Origin of the sequence: Paenibacillus sp. MZ04-78.2 (assembly GCF_024213375.1) — a bacterium.
Taxonomy (GTDB): Bacteria; Bacillota; Bacilli; order Paenibacillales; family NBRC-103111; genus Paenibacillus_G.
The window spans coordinates 52,979-68,500 of record NZ_JANAVJ010000018.1 but is presented as its reverse complement, the minus strand read 5'-3'; the positions used below and the strand labels follow the sequence as shown (position 1 = coordinate 68,500).

General features: G+C 39.5%; 15 protein-coding genes. 14 read left to right on the top strand and 1 reads right to left on the bottom strand.

Annotated elements, in window-relative coordinates; translation table 11 throughout:
- Positions 1-232 precede the first annotated feature (232 nt).
- Complete coding sequence (gene wsfD, locus NLX71_RS14870; protein ID WP_254364475.1) at positions 233-1,654, top strand: glycan biosynthesis hexose transferase WsfD; 1,422 nt, start codon at positions 233-235, stop codon at positions 1,652-1,654.
- A gap of 300 nt (positions 1,655-1,954) precedes the next feature.
- Complete coding sequence (locus NLX71_RS14865) at positions 1,955-3,025, top strand: glycosyltransferase family protein (protein WP_254364474.1); 1,071 nt, start codon at positions 1,955-1,957, stop codon at positions 3,023-3,025.
- A gap of 95 nt (positions 3,026-3,120) precedes the next feature.
- Here the strand turns inward: NLX71_RS14865 and NLX71_RS14860 are convergent, their stop codons facing one another.
- Positions 3,121-4,368, bottom strand: coding sequence for an IS110 family RNA-guided transposase (locus NLX71_RS14860; RefSeq protein ID WP_254364473.1), 1,248 nt, complete (start codon positions 4,366-4,368; stop codon positions 3,121-3,123).
- 304 nt (positions 4,369-4,672) lie between these two features.
- Between NLX71_RS14860 and rfbA the strand changes: the two genes are divergently transcribed.
- The 12 genes from rfbA (at position 4,673) to NLX71_RS14800 (ending at position 15,373) form a co-directional block, all read left to right on the top strand.
- Positions 4,673-5,545: a glucose-1-phosphate thymidylyltransferase RfbA gene (gene rfbA / locus NLX71_RS14855; protein WP_254364472.1), complete on the top strand. Its 873-nt coding sequence runs from the start codon at positions 4,673-4,675 to the stop codon at positions 5,543-5,545.
- Positions 5,546-5,575: 30 nt separating this feature from the next.
- Positions 5,576-6,496 carry a glycosyltransferase family 2 protein gene (locus tag NLX71_RS14850; protein WP_254364471.1) on the top strand — a complete coding sequence of 307 codons (921 nt, stop codon included), beginning with the start codon at positions 5,576-5,578 and terminating at the stop codon, positions 6,494-6,496.
- A gap of 4 nt (positions 6,497-6,500) precedes the next feature.
- Positions 6,501-7,049: a dTDP-4-dehydrorhamnose 3,5-epimerase gene (gene rfbC / locus NLX71_RS14845; protein ID WP_254364470.1), complete on the top strand. Its 549-nt coding sequence runs from the start codon at positions 6,501-6,503 to the stop codon at positions 7,047-7,049.
- A gap of 12 nt (positions 7,050-7,061) precedes the next feature.
- Positions 7,062-8,078 (top strand): dTDP-glucose 4,6-dehydratase, encoded by a 1,017-nt coding sequence (gene rfbB, locus NLX71_RS14840; protein ID WP_254364469.1) that lies wholly within the window; start codon positions 7,062-7,064, stop codon positions 8,076-8,078.
- A 2-nt stretch (positions 8,079-8,080) separates the two neighbouring features.
- Positions 8,081-8,932, top strand: coding sequence for a dTDP-4-dehydrorhamnose reductase (gene rfbD, locus NLX71_RS14835; RefSeq protein WP_254364468.1), 852 nt, complete (start codon positions 8,081-8,083; stop codon positions 8,930-8,932).
- Complete coding sequence (locus NLX71_RS14830; RefSeq protein WP_254364467.1) at positions 8,929-9,879, top strand: glycosyltransferase family 2 protein; 951 nt, start codon at positions 8,929-8,931, stop codon at positions 9,877-9,879. The genes rfbD and NLX71_RS14830 overlap by 4 nt, the downstream gene beginning before the upstream one ends.
- Positions 9,880-9,957: 78 nt before the next feature.
- Positions 9,958-10,824 carry a glycosyltransferase family 2 protein gene (locus tag NLX71_RS14825; RefSeq protein ID WP_254364466.1) on the top strand — a complete coding sequence of 289 codons (867 nt, stop codon included), beginning with the start codon at positions 9,958-9,960 and terminating at the stop codon, positions 10,822-10,824.
- Positions 10,825-10,828: 4 nt separating this feature from the next.
- Complete coding sequence (locus NLX71_RS14820) at positions 10,829-12,235, top strand: undecaprenyl-phosphate glucose phosphotransferase (protein WP_254364465.1); 1,407 nt, start codon at positions 10,829-10,831, stop codon at positions 12,233-12,235.
- Between the two features lie 253 nt (positions 12,236-12,488).
- Entirely contained in the window at positions 12,489-13,184 is a 696-nt protein-coding gene (locus tag NLX71_RS14815) for a glycosyltransferase family 2 protein (RefSeq protein WP_254364464.1), read from the top strand.
- 1 nt (position 13,185) lies between these two features.
- The gene (locus tag NLX71_RS14810) at positions 13,186-13,527 is read left to right on the top strand and encodes a DUF2304 domain-containing protein (RefSeq protein ID WP_254364463.1); all 342 of its coding nucleotides are present in this window, start codon (positions 13,186-13,188) and stop codon (positions 13,525-13,527) included.
- Entirely contained in the window at positions 13,520-13,855 is a 336-nt protein-coding gene (locus tag NLX71_RS14805) for an EamA family transporter (RefSeq protein WP_309248955.1), read from the top strand. Before NLX71_RS14810 ends, NLX71_RS14805 begins: the two co-directional genes overlap by 8 nt.
- 174 nt (positions 13,856-14,029) lie before the next feature.
- Positions 14,030-15,373 (top strand): LolA family protein, encoded by a 1,344-nt coding sequence (locus NLX71_RS14800; protein WP_254364461.1) that lies wholly within the window; start codon positions 14,030-14,032, stop codon positions 15,371-15,373.
- The last annotated feature ends 149 nt before the right edge of the window (positions 15,374-15,522 follow it).

The following is a 15,522-nucleotide window of genomic DNA, read 5'->3' as shown; positions in this document are numbered from 1 at the left end:
GATACCATGCTTCAGAGTTTGAAACAGAGATCATGTGTTCTCCCTGAGGGTTGTTTCAAACTCTGAGATTCTCTTAAAGGCGGAAGGGTAATGAAACTATGATTCGTTTCTATTCACTCAGTAGAGCGAAGCCGTTTTTTCTATGAAAAGTAATAGTGCCTGACTGGATACGGGTTACAGATCATGGAGAATGAGAACTGAAGAAACTTGAGAAAATAAAGGAGTTTTCGAATTGGCTATTATTCAACGTTATTTTAATGCTATTATTATTTCTTTAGTGGCTGCGATATTGGGTTTAAAGATACTAGTAGCTCCTGTGATTGGACTTGCTAATAACGGTGATTTTGTTAGAATCATGGAAGATGCAGAGCTAAAATATCTATCAAAAGATGCTGAAGATATGTATTTTAATTATGTCAATCGAACATTTTCCATTAGCCCACAGCTTCCTATTACTACAGAAAAATATTTTTCATCAACAAATTTATTTGTCAAGGCTAGCGTATGGATCAACAAACTATTTGTTAATGACACTTATGATATTCGTATCTTAGGAGCTATTCATTTAATTCTTTTCTTATTGTCCTTCTATATACTGCTTCGCCTGCTATCATATACTAAGTATAAATATATATCGGCGATATTGTTTTTTCTGATTTATTGTGATATCGGCTATTTTTCTTATTTTAATTCATTTTATAGCGAAACGACTTCTTTCATTTTTTTTATCTTTACGATTTTATTTTTTTTGAAAATAATAAATGATTCTAAGTATAGTTATTTGAACTTTCTCTTTTTCTTTATTAGTTCATCCTTGTTCATTACTGCAAAATCCCAAAACAGTCCATTAGGTTTTTTAATTTCAATATATCTTATCCGTTTAATTTGGAATTATCGTCAGAGGTTGAAACAGTTCCTGCTTCTATTGATGTCTATTCTTACTTTGGGTATATCTATATTGGTGTATAACAACACTTCAGGGACTGTCATGCAGATAAATAAGTATGATAGTATTTTTTCCTCATTAATAAAATATTCGGAACATCCAGAAGAAGATTTAAAGAAGCTTGGAATGGATCCTAAGTACGCTCTACTAAAAAATACAGCTTGGTTTTCTAAAAATAAACCAATGGAACTTGAGGAGGAATTTTTCAAACAGTTGGAAAAAACTTCGGTACCACAGATTGCTTTTTTGTATGCTAATGATCCATCTAGATTGTTTAAGGTCGTAAATAATAACACAGATCAACTATATGGTTTACGTCCGGATTACTTGGGCAATTTTGAGAAAAAAGAAAATATGCCTAAAGGGAAAAGCCATTTTAATGATTTGTGGAGTAGTTTTAAGAAAAATGTTTTAGGGAAATTGCCTTGGTTTATATATCTATATTTTACTATGTATTTTTGTGTGCTGCTTTTCAAATATTACAAAAGTAAGGAGAGTTCACAAAAAATAAAATTAGAGGGCATTGCAATATTAGGGATTATGTCTATTGTTCAAATTGTTGTTAGTATTATTGGGGACGGTACAAATGAATTAGAAAAGCATCTATTCTTATTTAATGTTATATTTGATTCCACTGTATTCATTAGTATACTGTGGTTATATCAAAAACTAGCGAATGTTTTTAAACTCAATTATTGTAAAGTTTAATTAGGATTTACTGTACGAAAGCAAAGTATATACGATGACCTAGTTACGATCAAGAAAGTTCAAGCACCGTCGTAAAATAATATTTTAATATTGAAGATCGGTAAATGGAGGAATATCGAGACAGTAGGAAGTTCCCTTTAATCTGGGGATTAGGAATGGTGAATACAGGATCAATGCCCTCCCTATATTTCAATCATTATAGAAATAGGTCTATAATCTTGTCTTTTAACTAGGTTTTGTCGACAGATATATTTTGCAACATTGAATGAGTTGCAATAATCTCTACGGGAGTGGATTATTGTGAGAAAAATAGCTTATTTTATGCATATCGACTGGGGTTGGATAAAGCAAAGACCTCATTTTTTAGCTGAGGAACTACAACGGTATTATAATCTTAACTTGTTTTATATTAAAAATTTTAAAAATAAAGGATTAACTCAAAATAAAGGGTTCAATCCTTCTTTTGTTATTTACAAATTTCCTTTTTCATCTAGATTTAAGATCATACATTTACTAGAGATCGTATTTAATTACTTTAAAAATAAAAGATTATATTCATCCGAGTACGACACACTTTGGATTACCTCGCCTTTAATTTTACAGTTTGTTAATCTAGATAAAGTACCTAAATCTACTAAAGTAATATATGATTGCATGGATGACATGTTAGCTTTCCCCCAAAGTTCCAAAACAAGTAAATATATGGGGGATCTAGAGGAAAAATTAATTAATCGAAGTGATTTCGTCTTTGTATCATCAAAAACTTTGGGGGAAAAATTAAATAAGAGAGGAGTAATAAAAAACCTATATGTGGTTAATAATGGTATAGGAATAATTGAGACTCAATTATTAAAACAATTCAAACCTAGTAAGGAGTATTTCAATATTTTTTATTTTGGTACTATTGCTGGATGGTTCGATTTTGAAATATTGTTAAAAATATTAAATTCCCAAAGTGACGTTATTTTTACTCTCGTAGGTCCTTGTGAGACTGCTATGCCTTTTCATCCACGATTGAAGTTCCTGGGCCCGGTTAATCATAGTGATTTATTTAATTGTGTCCAAAATGCTGATGCATTTATTATGCCATTTAAAGTGAATGAGTTAGTTCTTTCGGTAGATCCAGTTAAAGTCTATGAGTATTTGTTTTTTAATAAACCTTGTATCATAGTAAAATATCCAGAAACAATTAAGTTTGAGAAATATGTTTATTTATACAGCAGTTACGATGAGTTGCATCAAATAATACTAGATTTAATAATAAATCCAGTCAATAAAACCGCTGAAAAAGAAATAACAGATTTTTTACAACAAAATACTTGGAAAAAAAGAGCTGAAACGATAGTTAGAATAATGGAGGAGAAAGTCTGAAATCAATAGTAACTGATCGCACTCATGTAGAATGGCATAGCAAACAAGCCATCGAAAAGACGACTTGTTCGGTAAATTTAGGTTATTTTTATGATTCAGGTGGCTATTTGTAGAATGCGATAACCCTGAGCTTTTGCTATTAAAATGGCTTGCTCAACCGTAATTTCACGGTCAACTGGAAGAACATCCGACTTTTTATACAGTTCTGCGTTGTAGGGTTCTTTGTTCTTCAAGATGTGGTAGATCGCTGTTAGCAGCATGCGTGCAATGGCAATAATGGCGCGCTTGTGGCCTCGACGTTTTTTGAGTTTTAAGTAGCGGTTTCGGATTTCAGGATGCTTTTCACTTTTGACCACAGCGGTGGCACACTGTACCAAAAAGGGCTTGATGTAACAGCCTGCTCTTGAAATCCTTACTGACTTTTTCTTGCCGGCACTCTCGTTATTTGTGGGTGTAAGTCCTGCCCAGGAGCATAGATGCTTAGCTGTCGGGAACACGTCCATGTTCACACCGATTTCCGAAACCACGGCAATGGCGGAAAAGATGTTTTTGAAGGACGGAACAGTTAAGATCAAGTTAATTTCGTCTAGGTAGGACTCGGCAAGAGAAAGAATAAGGGCTTCCAGCTCCGCTTTACGGGATTTCAGGTCTCCATAGTGCCCTTTAATCACCTTTAATTTTCCCGCCTGTTCTGGCGTAATAAAACCGTCAATGGCGAGTTCCAGTTCAGAAAGTTTATCCTTCATGGAACTGTGGATCAAAGGTTCGATGTCAAAAGCGGTGTCTTGGGGGTTTTCCAAGAGCTTGTCAATGATGTTCATGGAGCTCTTGCCAAAGGTATCTGAAACCACATTTCCAAGCTGGATGTTAGAAACGGTCAAGCTGTTTTGCAGCCGATTTTTCTCACTTGACGCAAAGTTAGTCAGCTTAAAGCGATAACGCATCAAGTCACGAAGCTGCCGGATGGGTAAGGGAGGCATAAAGCTGCCAGCGACCAGATCGTGCTTGAACAAATCAGCAATCCACTGGGCATCTTTCTTATCCGTCTTTTTACCGCGAATCGCCTTGACGTATTTGGGATGTGCAAGCGTGATGTTACAGGAATTCTCAAGAACATTAAACACGGGAATCCAGTATTTCCCGGTAGATTCCATGCAGACATCCTTGCAGTTATGTTCACAAAGCCACTGTGACAGCTCTTTTAGCCCTTTCGTATAGGTAGAAAAGCGATGGCGTTTGTAGGTAGTGACCCCTTTGCTATTGGTGGATGCGATACAGGCAACGACAAAGGTTTTGTGGACGTCGATGCCGCAGCAGATGGGGTAGACAATTTTTAGAGCCATAAGGAGTGCTCCTCTCCAAGATATACAGGGATAGACAGCATTGACTGATTGCCCAGCAATAAACGAGTCATGTTTATACAAAGATAAGTCTGCGTGCTCTTGCGTCACACTTATTTGTGCTTGGAAAGGCAATCTACACATATAAATATGCGGTCACTCCACTGATTGGAGTAGCCCACTCACCTCCGCGTGATTTGTAGTTGACTGGTATCCCTGTGAATTTAGAATACAAAAATTCGCTCAAGGGCAAAACGATTTCATCTCGTTTTGTGCCTTGAGCGAGGCGAAAGGAATGGGTATAAAAATGAAAGGAATCATCCTTGCAGGTGGAACTGGAACGAGATTAACCCCATTGACTAAGGCAATTTCCAAACAACTACTTCCTATTTATGATAAACCAATGATTTACTACCCTCTTTCTGTTTTAATGTTAGCAGGAATTCGAGATATATTACTAATTTCCACCCCCCACGATATTCACTTGTTTCAGAAACTATTTAATGATGGGAGTGAATTAGGCTTATCGATATCGTACAAAGTCCAGCCGTATCCAGAAGGGATTGCTCAGGCTTTTTTGATTGGACAAGAGTTCGTTGGTAATGACAATGTAACTTTAATTTTAGGAGATAACATTTTTTATGGCCATGGTTTAACCTCACTACTTCGAAATGTTATAAAACAACTTAAAGGTGCAACTATCTTTGGATATCAAGTAAAAGAACCACAGCGATTTGGTGTTGTCGAATTTGATCATAACGGAAAAGTGGTGTCAATTGAAGAAAAACCCAAATATCCCAAATCAAATTTTGCTATAACGGGTCTTTATATTTATGACAATAAAGTTATTGAAATAGCTAAAAAAATAAAACCCTCGGAACGAGGAGAATTAGAAATATCTGACATCAATAAAGAATATTTGCTAGAAGGCGAACTGAATATTGAATTGCTAGGAAGAGGCTACGCTTGGTTAGATTCAGGAACTCACGAATCTTTACTTAAAGCTTCACAATTTATTGAAACAATTGAAAATAGGCAAGCATTGAAAGTCGCTTGTATTGAAGAAATCGCTTATGGATTGGGTTATATAAATAAGGAACAGCTTTTTGAATTGGCCCAACCATTAAAAAATAATGAATACGGGCAGTATTTACTTAACTTGCTTAACACAAATTCATAATCCAATATCTCTGAAAAAGGTGGTTACATTTTGAAATTACAAGTGTTACTATCCTCATACAATGGAGAAAAATATATTTCCGAACTTTTAGATAGCCTTTTTGCTCAGGATTATAGTGATTTGAGCATACTAATCCGTGATGATGGTTCAGAAGATAGGACTATTAATCTCATTGAAAATTTTGCGCAGATACATCCAGATCGTATTAGTTTTTTTATAGGTGAGAATATTGGAGTAATAAGAAGTTTTTTTTCTCTTCTTCAATTATCTTCAGAAAGTGCTTTATATTATGCTTATTGCGATCAAGATGATGTTTGGAAAAAAAACAAAATTCAGTTGGCTGTTGACGTGCTCGAGAAGATACCACAAGATGTACCGGCAATGTATTGCTCCAGAACTGAATTAGTTAATGATTCATTAGAATATATAGGTTTCTGGCCAAGAATTCCATCAAAATCATTATCATTTTCAAATGCGCTAGCTGAAAATATTGCTGTCGGCTGTACGGTTGTCATTAATAAAGCGGCAAGAAATCTGCTTTTAGAGAAAAAACCAAATGTTGACAAAATTATTATGCACGATTGGTGGACATATTTATTAGTGTCTGCCTTTGGTGTTGTTGTTTATGATAAAATACCAACTATTTTATATAGACAGCATGACAATAACACTATAGGGGGAGACATAAACTTTCTTAGGAAATGGAAAAATAAATTGCTTAGATTTTTTAAAAAAACAAATAAGAACATCTTAGTTAATCAAGCAGTTGAATGTTTTCGATTGTTTGGGGATGATCTTACTGAAGAAAAAAAGAAGGTAGTTTATAAGTTTATCCGATATAAGAGTAACTTTTTAAATAGGATATTTTATACGTTTAATTGTGAAGTTTACAGACAATCATCAATAGAGAATTTCATTTTTAAATTCATGTTAATTTTAGGAAGGGTTTAAACATATGAACATTATCCCAACAAATCTCGAGGGCGTGGTCATCGTCGAACCCGTTGTTTATTGTGACAATCGCGGCTTTTTCATGGAAAGCTACAATAGCGAGAAATTCAAAAAACTCGGCATTGACTATGATTTTATTCAAGATAACCATTCCTTATCTGTAGAACCGGGAGTTCTGAGAGGACTTCACTTTCAACTGAATCCTAAGGCCCAGACAAAGCTGGTCCGTGTGGCTGCAGGGGCTATTTACGATGTAGCCGTAGATATTCGGAAAGGCTCGCCTACCTTCGGACAATGGGTTGGAGTCATCTTAAGCGCGGCAAATAAAAGGCAGCTATTGGTTCCAAAAGGTTTTGCTCATGGTTTTTGTACTTTGGTTCCGAATACGGAAGTGTTATATAAAGTAGATGAGTTCTACTCGCTGGAGCATGACCGTGGGATTGCGTGGAACGATCCGGCGTTAGGCATCGATTGGCCGACGGCTAATCCGATTTTATCCGATAAGGACGGCAAGCATCCTGTTCTTAAAGATGCGGAGATTAATTTCGAATAACGGAGGCTAATCATGAAAGTATTGGTTACTGGCGGCGCCGGTTTTATTGGCAGCAACTTTGTTATCTACATGCTTAATAAATATCCGGATTACCAAATTGTTAATATGGATGCCCTGACCTATGCGGGGAATTTGGAGAATCTGACCAGCATACAAAATAACCCGAACTATACGTTTGTTAAAGGCGATATTGCAGATATGCAGCTTGTAGACGAGCTGTTCCAGAAGGGAATCGACATCGTAGTCAATTTCGCCGCGGAATCTCATGTGGACCGCAGTATTCTGGATCCGCAAATCTTTATAAAAACCAACGTCTTGGGCACGCAAGTATTGCTTGACGCTGCCAAGAAATATGGCGTTACCAAGTTCGTTCAAGTATCGACTGACGAAGTATACGGTTCTTTGGGAGAAACGGGTCTCTTTATGGAATCGACACCACTGTCGCCAAATAGCCCTTATTCTGCAAGCAAAGCCGGCGGTGACTTGATCGTTAGGGCGTATCATGAAACCTTTGGGATGAACGTGAATATTACCCGTTGCTCCAACAACTACGGTCCGTATCACTTCCCGGAGAAGCTGATTCCATTAATGATCTCCAACGCTCTTAACGACAAGCAGCTCCCTGTATATGGAGACGGTTTGAATATTAGAGACTGGTTGTATGTTGAGGATCATTGTAGCGCCATTGATTTGGTCATGCATAATGGAGTTAGCGGTGAAGTGTACAACGTAGGCGGTAATAACGAAAGAACGAACATCCAAATTGTAAAAACAATCTTGGAGCAGCTTGGCAAACCGGAATCTTTGATCACTTACGTTCAAGACCGTCTTGGGCATGACCGTAGATACGGGATCGATGCAACCAAAATTACGAATGAACTCGGATGGAAGCCGAAATACCATTTTGAATCGGGGATTAAAGCGACGATTTCCTGGTATTTGGACAATAAAGAATGGTGGCAGCGAATCCAATCGGGGGCGTATCAAGAGTATTACAACAAGCAATATGCTTCTAGGCTGGGTGTTTAAGAATGAAAGTACTGGTAACCGGCGCAAACGGTCAATTGGGACAAGATGTTGTCGCTTTGTTTCAAAAGCAGCATCAAGTGACAGGCTTAGGGCGTCATGAACTTGATATTACGAACTTGGAGCAATGCTTGCGACAAGTGGAGCTAGTTCAGCCGGATGTGATCATCCATTGTGCTGCCTATACAGCGGTAGATCAAGCAGAAAGCGACGAAGATCAGGCTTATTTGGTCAACGCAGTGGGTACTCGCAATTTGGCAGTAGCTGCGGAGAAGATCGGGAGCAAGCTTTGTTATATCAGTACGGACTATGTGTTTGATGGACAAGCGACATCTCCCTATAAGGAATACGATAATACGAACCCAACCGGGGTTTACGGTAAATCAAAGCGTGCCGGGGAAACATTGGTTCAATCTCTGTGCTCTCGTTATTTTATCGTTCGGACCTCCTGGGTCTACGGGCTTCATGGAAACAACTTTGTGAAAACCATGCTGAAGTTGGCGAAGGACCGGGATCAACTCAAAATAGTCAGCGATCAGATTGGTTCGCCTACGTTTACAGAAGATTTGGCTGAGTTTTTATTGGCATTAGTTGCAACAGAGAAATACGGTATTTACCATGCTTCGAATACCGGCGTTTGTTCGTGGTTTGATTTTGCCAAAGCCATCTTTGAAGTGAGTGGCGTAAATGTTACAGTGGAGCCTTGCACAACAGAAGAATTCCCAAGACCGGCTCCACGGCCTAAGTATTCGGTGATGGATCATCTGTCCATTCGTACGAATGGGTTTGAAGATTTGCGTCCTTGGCAGGAAGCGCTGAGAGATTTCCTGGCTAAATTGGAGAGTTCTACATTATGAAAAAGGTTAGCGTTCATATCGTTACCTTTAACAGCGAGCCCTATATTCGAGAATGCCTTCAGGCGGTACTGAAACAAAATTACCCGATCGATCGTCTTATAGTTATAGATAACGATTCACAAGATGGCACGCTGAATGTGGTGCGCGAGTTTGAATCGGATCGTTTAACTATCGTATCGAATAAGGTGAATGCGGGTTTTGCCGGAGGCCATAATCAAGCGATTCGAATGGCGGCTAGCGACTATTATTTAGTGCTTAATCCGGATGTCACGATGCATCCGGATTATGTTTATTATCTGGTCCAGCGGATGGAGCAGGATGCCTCGTTGGGAAGTGCCACCGGCAAGCTTTTGTTCAAGCATTCACCTCATGAAATCGACAGCACAGGTCTACGATTTACCAAGTCTAGAAGAGCCTTCGATCGCGGGGCTGGGCAAGACTCTTCCATGTGGGAAGAAGAGGGAGATGTAATTGGGGTCTCGGGCGCCGCTGCACTGTATTCAAGCAGTATGGTTCGGGATGTTAGTATCGATGATGAGTTTTTCGACGAGGATTTCTTTGCTTACAAAGAAGATGTGGACGTTGCATGGCGGAGTCGTCTTTTAGGATGGAAAGCTCTGTATTGCCCTACTGCTCAAGCCTTCCATAACCGAGGTTGGAAAAAAGGGGCAAGGACGAAAATTCCTTTGCGCGTTCGCAGATTTTCTTATATTAATCGTTATAAGATGATTGTAAAAAACGACCATTGGCTGTACATCTTAAAACACTTGTTCCCTATTCTGTTCTATGAGATTGGAAGTTTAGCCTACTTCATCATCCGGGAACCGGGAGTTCTTGGGAGCTGGCGTAATTTTTTTGCCACAATCAAACGCACTGTTCAGAAAAGGCGTGTAATCCAAGGTAAACGAAAAGCTCAATTCGAAAATATTTACTGTTATTTTAAATAATGCTTTCCGATCAGTCATACTTTTGAAAAGTATTTCATGATATAATGGGAATACATGTCTAGTTTATGGAGTCAGTTTATGGACTTAAGTATTATTATTGTTAATTACAATACGTGCGAACTCACCTTGAATTGTTTGAAATCAATTTATTTGTCGGAAACCGCCTTTACCTATGAAGTTATCCTCGTCGATAATCATTCCGTGGATGACTCCGTGGAGGCTATCCGGGCGAACTTTCCGATGGTTCATTTGGTGTGCAATGATGTCAATCTAGGATATTCCAAAGCGAACAATCAAGGAATGCGATTAGCTAAAGGGCGATACGTTCTTTTGCTAAACTCGGATACGGTTGTTCAACCGGACACTTTGCATACGATGATACAATTTATGGATCAACATGCGAGCATCGGAGCGGCGGGCTGCAAAGTAGTACTGCCTGACGGATCGCTGGACAAAGCATGCAAGCGGGGATTTCCAACTCCTTCAGCTTCCTTCTATTATGCTTTTGGATTTTCGAAGTTATTCCCGGATAACCCGAAATATAATCAGTATCAGTTAAGCCATCTGGACCCGGATCAAGATTATCCGGTCGATTGTTTGGTCGGTGCATTTATGATCGTTCGTAAAGAAGCTATTGATCAAGTTGGGATGCTGGATGAACAGTTTTTTATGTATGGCGAAGATATCGACTGGTGTTATAGAATAAAACAAGGTGGATGGGATATTCAATATTATCCGTACACTCAGATCATTCATTATAAAGGCGCCAGCAGTCGTCGCAAGCCTTTCAAAATCATCTACGAGTTCCACCGCGCCATGTATTTATTTCATCAGAAGCACTATCGAAAAAAGTACTCTTTTATTGTGAATGGTCTTGTGTATGCAGGAATTACAGTGAAATTATTGACTTCATTATTATTAAATCGGTTTGGATCGGTGAGGTGAGAAAATGGTACGGCAAAGTCAGGGGTTTTTATCACAAATTTATGCTTTTACTGACTTTATTTGTGTGCAACTCATTTTCTTATTTTCATGGTGGCTGAAATTTAAAAGCGGCTGGATTCCCTCAGATAATCCGCTCCCATTTCATAACTATGCTTTGTGGAGCTTAATATACGGCGGGATAGCGATTTTCTTAAGCTATTCATTCAACTTTTACACGCCGAAGCGCAGGAAAAAGTTTTCTTATGAGCTGTTTACGATCATTCAGGTTTATACGATAAGCTTGTTAATTTTGTTAAGCTTCCTGTTTATTTTTAAAGAGCTTGACATTTCGCGTTCCTTCTTGCTGTTGTTTTTGGTAAATAATATACTGGCCATAAGCTTTTATTGCTACATCCTTAAGACCTCTTTAAAGCGGTTGAGGCAGAAGGGATACAATAAACAATTTGTACTAATTCTGGGCGCCGGTTCGATCGGGAAAAGGTTCTATCGGAATTTGTTGAAGCATCCCGAGTTAGGTTATGAAGTAGCTGGGTTCCTGGATGATTTTCATGATTGCCATGAAGCCCGTTTTGAAAACTACAAGCCCATTCTTGGCCGGGTCGATGAACTTGAGGTCATTCTGGAAAAGAAATTAATTGATGAAGTGATCATTGCTCTTCCACTGAATGCTCATCATAAGTTTGGAAAAATTATCAATATTTGCGAAAAGGCCGGAGTCAAAACGTTAATTATTCCTGATTATTTCGATTATCTTCCGTCCAAGCCGTATTTTGATAATTTCGCAGGCATTCCGTTAATTAATGTCAGGGACATTCCACTGGATGAATTTAGAAATCGCTTCTTCAAACGAGCCTTTGATATTGCATTTTCGTTAGCTGCAATCCTTATTACGCTGCCATTATTGATTCTTGTTGCAATCGGAGTGAAAATCACCTCCTCAGGACCGATTATCTTTAAGCAGGAGCGCGTCGGATTGAATAGACGGAATTTTATGATGTATAAATTTCGCTCCATGCGAGTACAAACAGAACAAGCTTCCGATACCAAATGGACGACAGAAAATGACCCGCGCAAAACAAAGTTCGGAACGTTTTTGCGTAAAACAAGCTTGGATGAACTGCCACAGTTTTTCAACGTATTGTTCGGGCATATGAGTGTGGTCGGCCCCCGGCCGGAACGGCCTTATTTCGTAGAGCAATTTAAGGAAGAAATTCCAAAGTACATGGTGAAGCATCATATTCGCCCCGGGATCACCGGCTGGGCTCAAACCAACGGGCTGCGCGGCGATACGTCCATAGAGGATCGAATCAAATACGATATTTTCTACATTGAGAATTGGAGCTTTTTGTTCGATATCAAGATTATTTGGAAGACGATTATCAATGGATTTGTTAATAAAAATGCCTATTGAGCTCAAATTTCCAAGTATATTAAACCATTTTTTACTTATGGATACTCACTTTATCAGGACCGCTGCTTCCTCAATATGTATAAGATAGCTCGGTCCTTAAGTCATAATAACTCAGATTTGAGTATGCTCGTTAAGTTTGGGTTTAAAGGGTTGATCCCATGTACAGACTTAACATTATAGTGGTGTAATATTAACAGGGAAAATAATAACTTTTAAGTATAAAGTTCGATTAATATAGTTAGGGAGGATTGTTGTGAAAGTTTTAGTAATCATTCCAGCTTATAATGAAGAAAAAAGTATTGGAAATGTAATTTACGAGATACGTAAACATGTCCCTGATGCAGATATTGTTGTTGTTAATGATGGGTCCAAAGATAACACAATGGAAGTGGCTGAGAAGCACGGTGCCATTGTGTTAAATATGCCTTTTAATGTTGGTATAGGCGGAGGAATGCAAACTGGCTATCAATTCGCGTTTAAGAACAATTATGATTATGCCGTACAGATTGATGCAGACGGACAACACAATGCAGCCGATTTACCTAAGTTACTAGCAGAGGCAGTACAAAATGATTTAGTTATCGGCTCTCGATACGTGGAACAGACATCTTATAAATCTTCGTTCATGAGAAGGGTTGGAATGATCTTCTTCTCAGGTATTGTCTCCATGTTAACAGGGCAAAAATTTACCGATACTACAAGTGGATATCGCGTCGCTAATAAAAAGGTTATTTCGCTCTATTCTTCTTATTATCCTATGGATTACCCGGAAGTGGAAGCAATTGTTTATCTTAAGTATAAAGGTTGTAAACTTATTGAAGTATCAACTGAAATGCGTAATCGATTAGAAGGCGAATCGTCGATAACAGCAATAAAATCCATGTATTATATGGTCAAAGTTACATTGTCTTTATTAATGAATGCATTACGATTTGCAAAGGTGAGATAACATGAACGTGTACTTTTTATCAACTGGATTTTCTTTGTTATTTCTCATAATTATTATTGATTTAGTAAGAAGGCAGAGACTAAAAGAACAATATTCTCTGTTATGGATATTGTTTGGAATAGCATTATTTGGTTTGTCCTTAAATATTCGTATTGTTGAAAAATTTGCCAATATTCTTGATATTAAATATGCCCCAGCTATGCTGTTCTTATTTGGACTTCTGTTTTGCTTTGTTTTTATTCTCCATTTAACAATTGTCATTTCTAAACTTACGGATCGTGTATTGAAACTAAGCCAAACCATCGCCATTATGGAACAAGAGAGAAGAAATGAACATGACTAATTACCTAATGCTTTTTGGTAATATTCTATTGTTAGTTAGCGGTCAAATATTATTTAAATTTGGATTACAGAAAATTGGGGGATTTGACCTCGCGAAAGTGGCTTTCTCTCCTTTCATTATTTCGGGACTAGCTTTATATGCTGTCGCAACAGTATTATGGTTTATTGTGCTAACTAAAATGAATTTAAGCGTGGCCTACCCTTTACAGAGTTTAGCTTATGTACTTGGAATTATAGCCGCGTGGTTTTTTTTCGGAGAGGTTATAACCATGACTAAATGGGTAGGCGTTGCTGCAATTTTATTCGGAGCTTATATGATTGCAAAGTAATAAGCAGCTACTCGGTTGATTTATCTTCTCCTCAGATTGTTTTTTTCTGCTCCTATAACCAACCGGTTATAGGAGTTTTTATTTCCTCCCCTAACCTTGTCTGCATAATTGGCCAAGTCCCTACATAGACATGGTATCAATCTGGATTGATTATGTGGTGGAGGGGATGAGACGATGCGGCGGTTCACGTGGGTGGTGGCCCTTGTGATGGTTTGTTTAAGCCTGGTGGTATCTGGGTGCGGCAAAAAGGATGCAGGATCGGTAGTAAAGGAATTGGACGGTGTGATGAGCAAGCTGCAGAGCTATCACGGAAAAGGGCAGATGACGCTGCGTACAGGGCAGGATCCTCAGGAATACGACGTGGAGGTTAGCTTTCAGGCCCCTTCGTTTTACCGGATCTCGCTGACGAATGCGAAGAAGGATATTACGCAAATTGTGCTGCGCAACGATGACGGGGTATTCGTGCTGACACCGCATTTGAACAAAAGCTTCCGCTTCCAAAGCGATTGGCCCGAAAATCAAGGCCAAGTTTACTTATACCAGTCGCTCGTCCAAAGTATTCTGATGGACAATGAACGGCATTTTACGTCGGACGAGAAGGCGTATGTATTCGATGTAGTGGCGAATTACCAGAACGGCTCTTTGGCGCGGCAAAAGGTGTGGCTGGACAAAAGAAACTACGCTCCACAGCATGTGGAAGTGTCGGATGCCAATTCCAATGTGATGGTCATTGTAAAGTTCGATCAATTTGAGTTCGGTACGAAGTTTGAGAAAGATCAGTTTGACATGCAGCGCAATATGACGGGCTGGAACCTGAAGACACTGCCGACGATGATGCAGGGGGATTCGAAAGTCGGCGAGAAATTGGGAGCGACCGGCTCCAAGGCCGGCACGGGGGCAGCTAGCGGCAATCAAGGGACTGGTACGAAGGAAACCGCTCAGGAAACAGGCGGCAAAGGAACAGCAGCGGGACATGGACCGGGAACGGATGCAAAAGGCGACGCAGCGGGCGCGAACAAAGGCAATGCAGCAGGCGCAGCTACCGGAGAAAGTAAAGGCACTTCCGTTTCCGGAAGCGGCGAAGGCGCGAAAACGAGCAGCGCCGGAAGCGACAAGGGGGCAGCACCCAACGGGGCGCAAGCGGCAGCTACAGGCGCTAAAAAAGACACCTCCAAGCAGCAATCGTTCGGTATCCTCGAGCCGCGTTACATGCCGAGCGGCGTGAAGAAGCAAGACGTGACGGAGCTTAAGCTGGGTGAAGATCAAGCAGTCATGCTCCGCTACTCCGGAAAATATAACTATACGTTGGTGGAGTCGCGTCCGCAGGTACAGACGGTGTCGATCTTACCGGGGGATATTTTGGATCTGGGCTTTACGCTCGGCGTTGTAACCGGAGATGCGAAGAAAACATTGACCTGGACCTACGACGGCATCGAATTCCGCTTATCTACAGGGGACTTGCCGCCGACGGAGATGATTAAGGTGGCGCAAGCGGTGCAAGGGGAAATCGGTAAATAGTAGTCCGATGGCTGTCTTTCGGCTCCGAAATACACGCACCGACCGCTACATAATCAAAAACTGACGGACGCGATGTTACTATTTTGTTCGTTGACAGGGCCTGCGGTACGCATTACCATAATCATATGCATTTTTAAGCGGGAAGCTTC

Excerpts from the sequence above, each read along its gene's own strand:
- NLX71_RS14860 (WP_254364473.1), bottom strand. The coding sequence starts at position 4,368 with ATGGCTCTAAAAATTGTCTACCCCATCTGCTGCGGCATCGACGTCCAC.
- rfbA (WP_254364472.1), top strand. The coding sequence starts at position 4,673 with ATGAAAGGAATCATCCTTGCAGGTGGAACTGGAACGAGATTAACCCCA.
- rfbC (WP_254364470.1), top strand. The coding sequence starts at position 6,501 with ATGAACATTATCCCAACAAATCTCGAGGGCGTGGTCATCGTCGAACCC.
- rfbB (WP_254364469.1), top strand. The coding sequence starts at position 7,062 with ATGAAAGTATTGGTTACTGGCGGCGCCGGTTTTATTGGCAGCAACTTT.
- rfbD (WP_254364468.1), top strand. The coding sequence starts at position 8,081 with ATGAAAGTACTGGTAACCGGCGCAAACGGTCAATTGGGACAAGATGTT.
- NLX71_RS14830 (WP_254364467.1), top strand. The coding sequence starts at position 8,929 with ATGAAAAAGGTTAGCGTTCATATCGTTACCTTTAACAGCGAGCCCTAT.
- NLX71_RS14825 (WP_254364466.1), top strand. The coding sequence starts at position 9,958 with ATGGACTTAAGTATTATTATTGTTAATTACAATACGTGCGAACTCACC.
- NLX71_RS14820 (WP_254364465.1), top strand. The coding sequence starts at position 10,829 with ATGGTACGGCAAAGTCAGGGGTTTTTATCACAAATTTATGCTTTTACT.
- NLX71_RS14810 (WP_254364463.1), top strand. The coding sequence starts at position 13,186 with ATGAACGTGTACTTTTTATCAACTGGATTTTCTTTGTTATTTCTCATA.
- NLX71_RS14805 (WP_309248955.1), top strand. The coding sequence starts at position 13,520 with ATGACTAATTACCTAATGCTTTTTGGTAATATTCTATTGTTAGTTAGC.
- NLX71_RS14800 (WP_254364461.1), top strand. The coding sequence starts at position 14,030 with ATGCGGCGGTTCACGTGGGTGGTGGCCCTTGTGATGGTTTGTTTAAGC.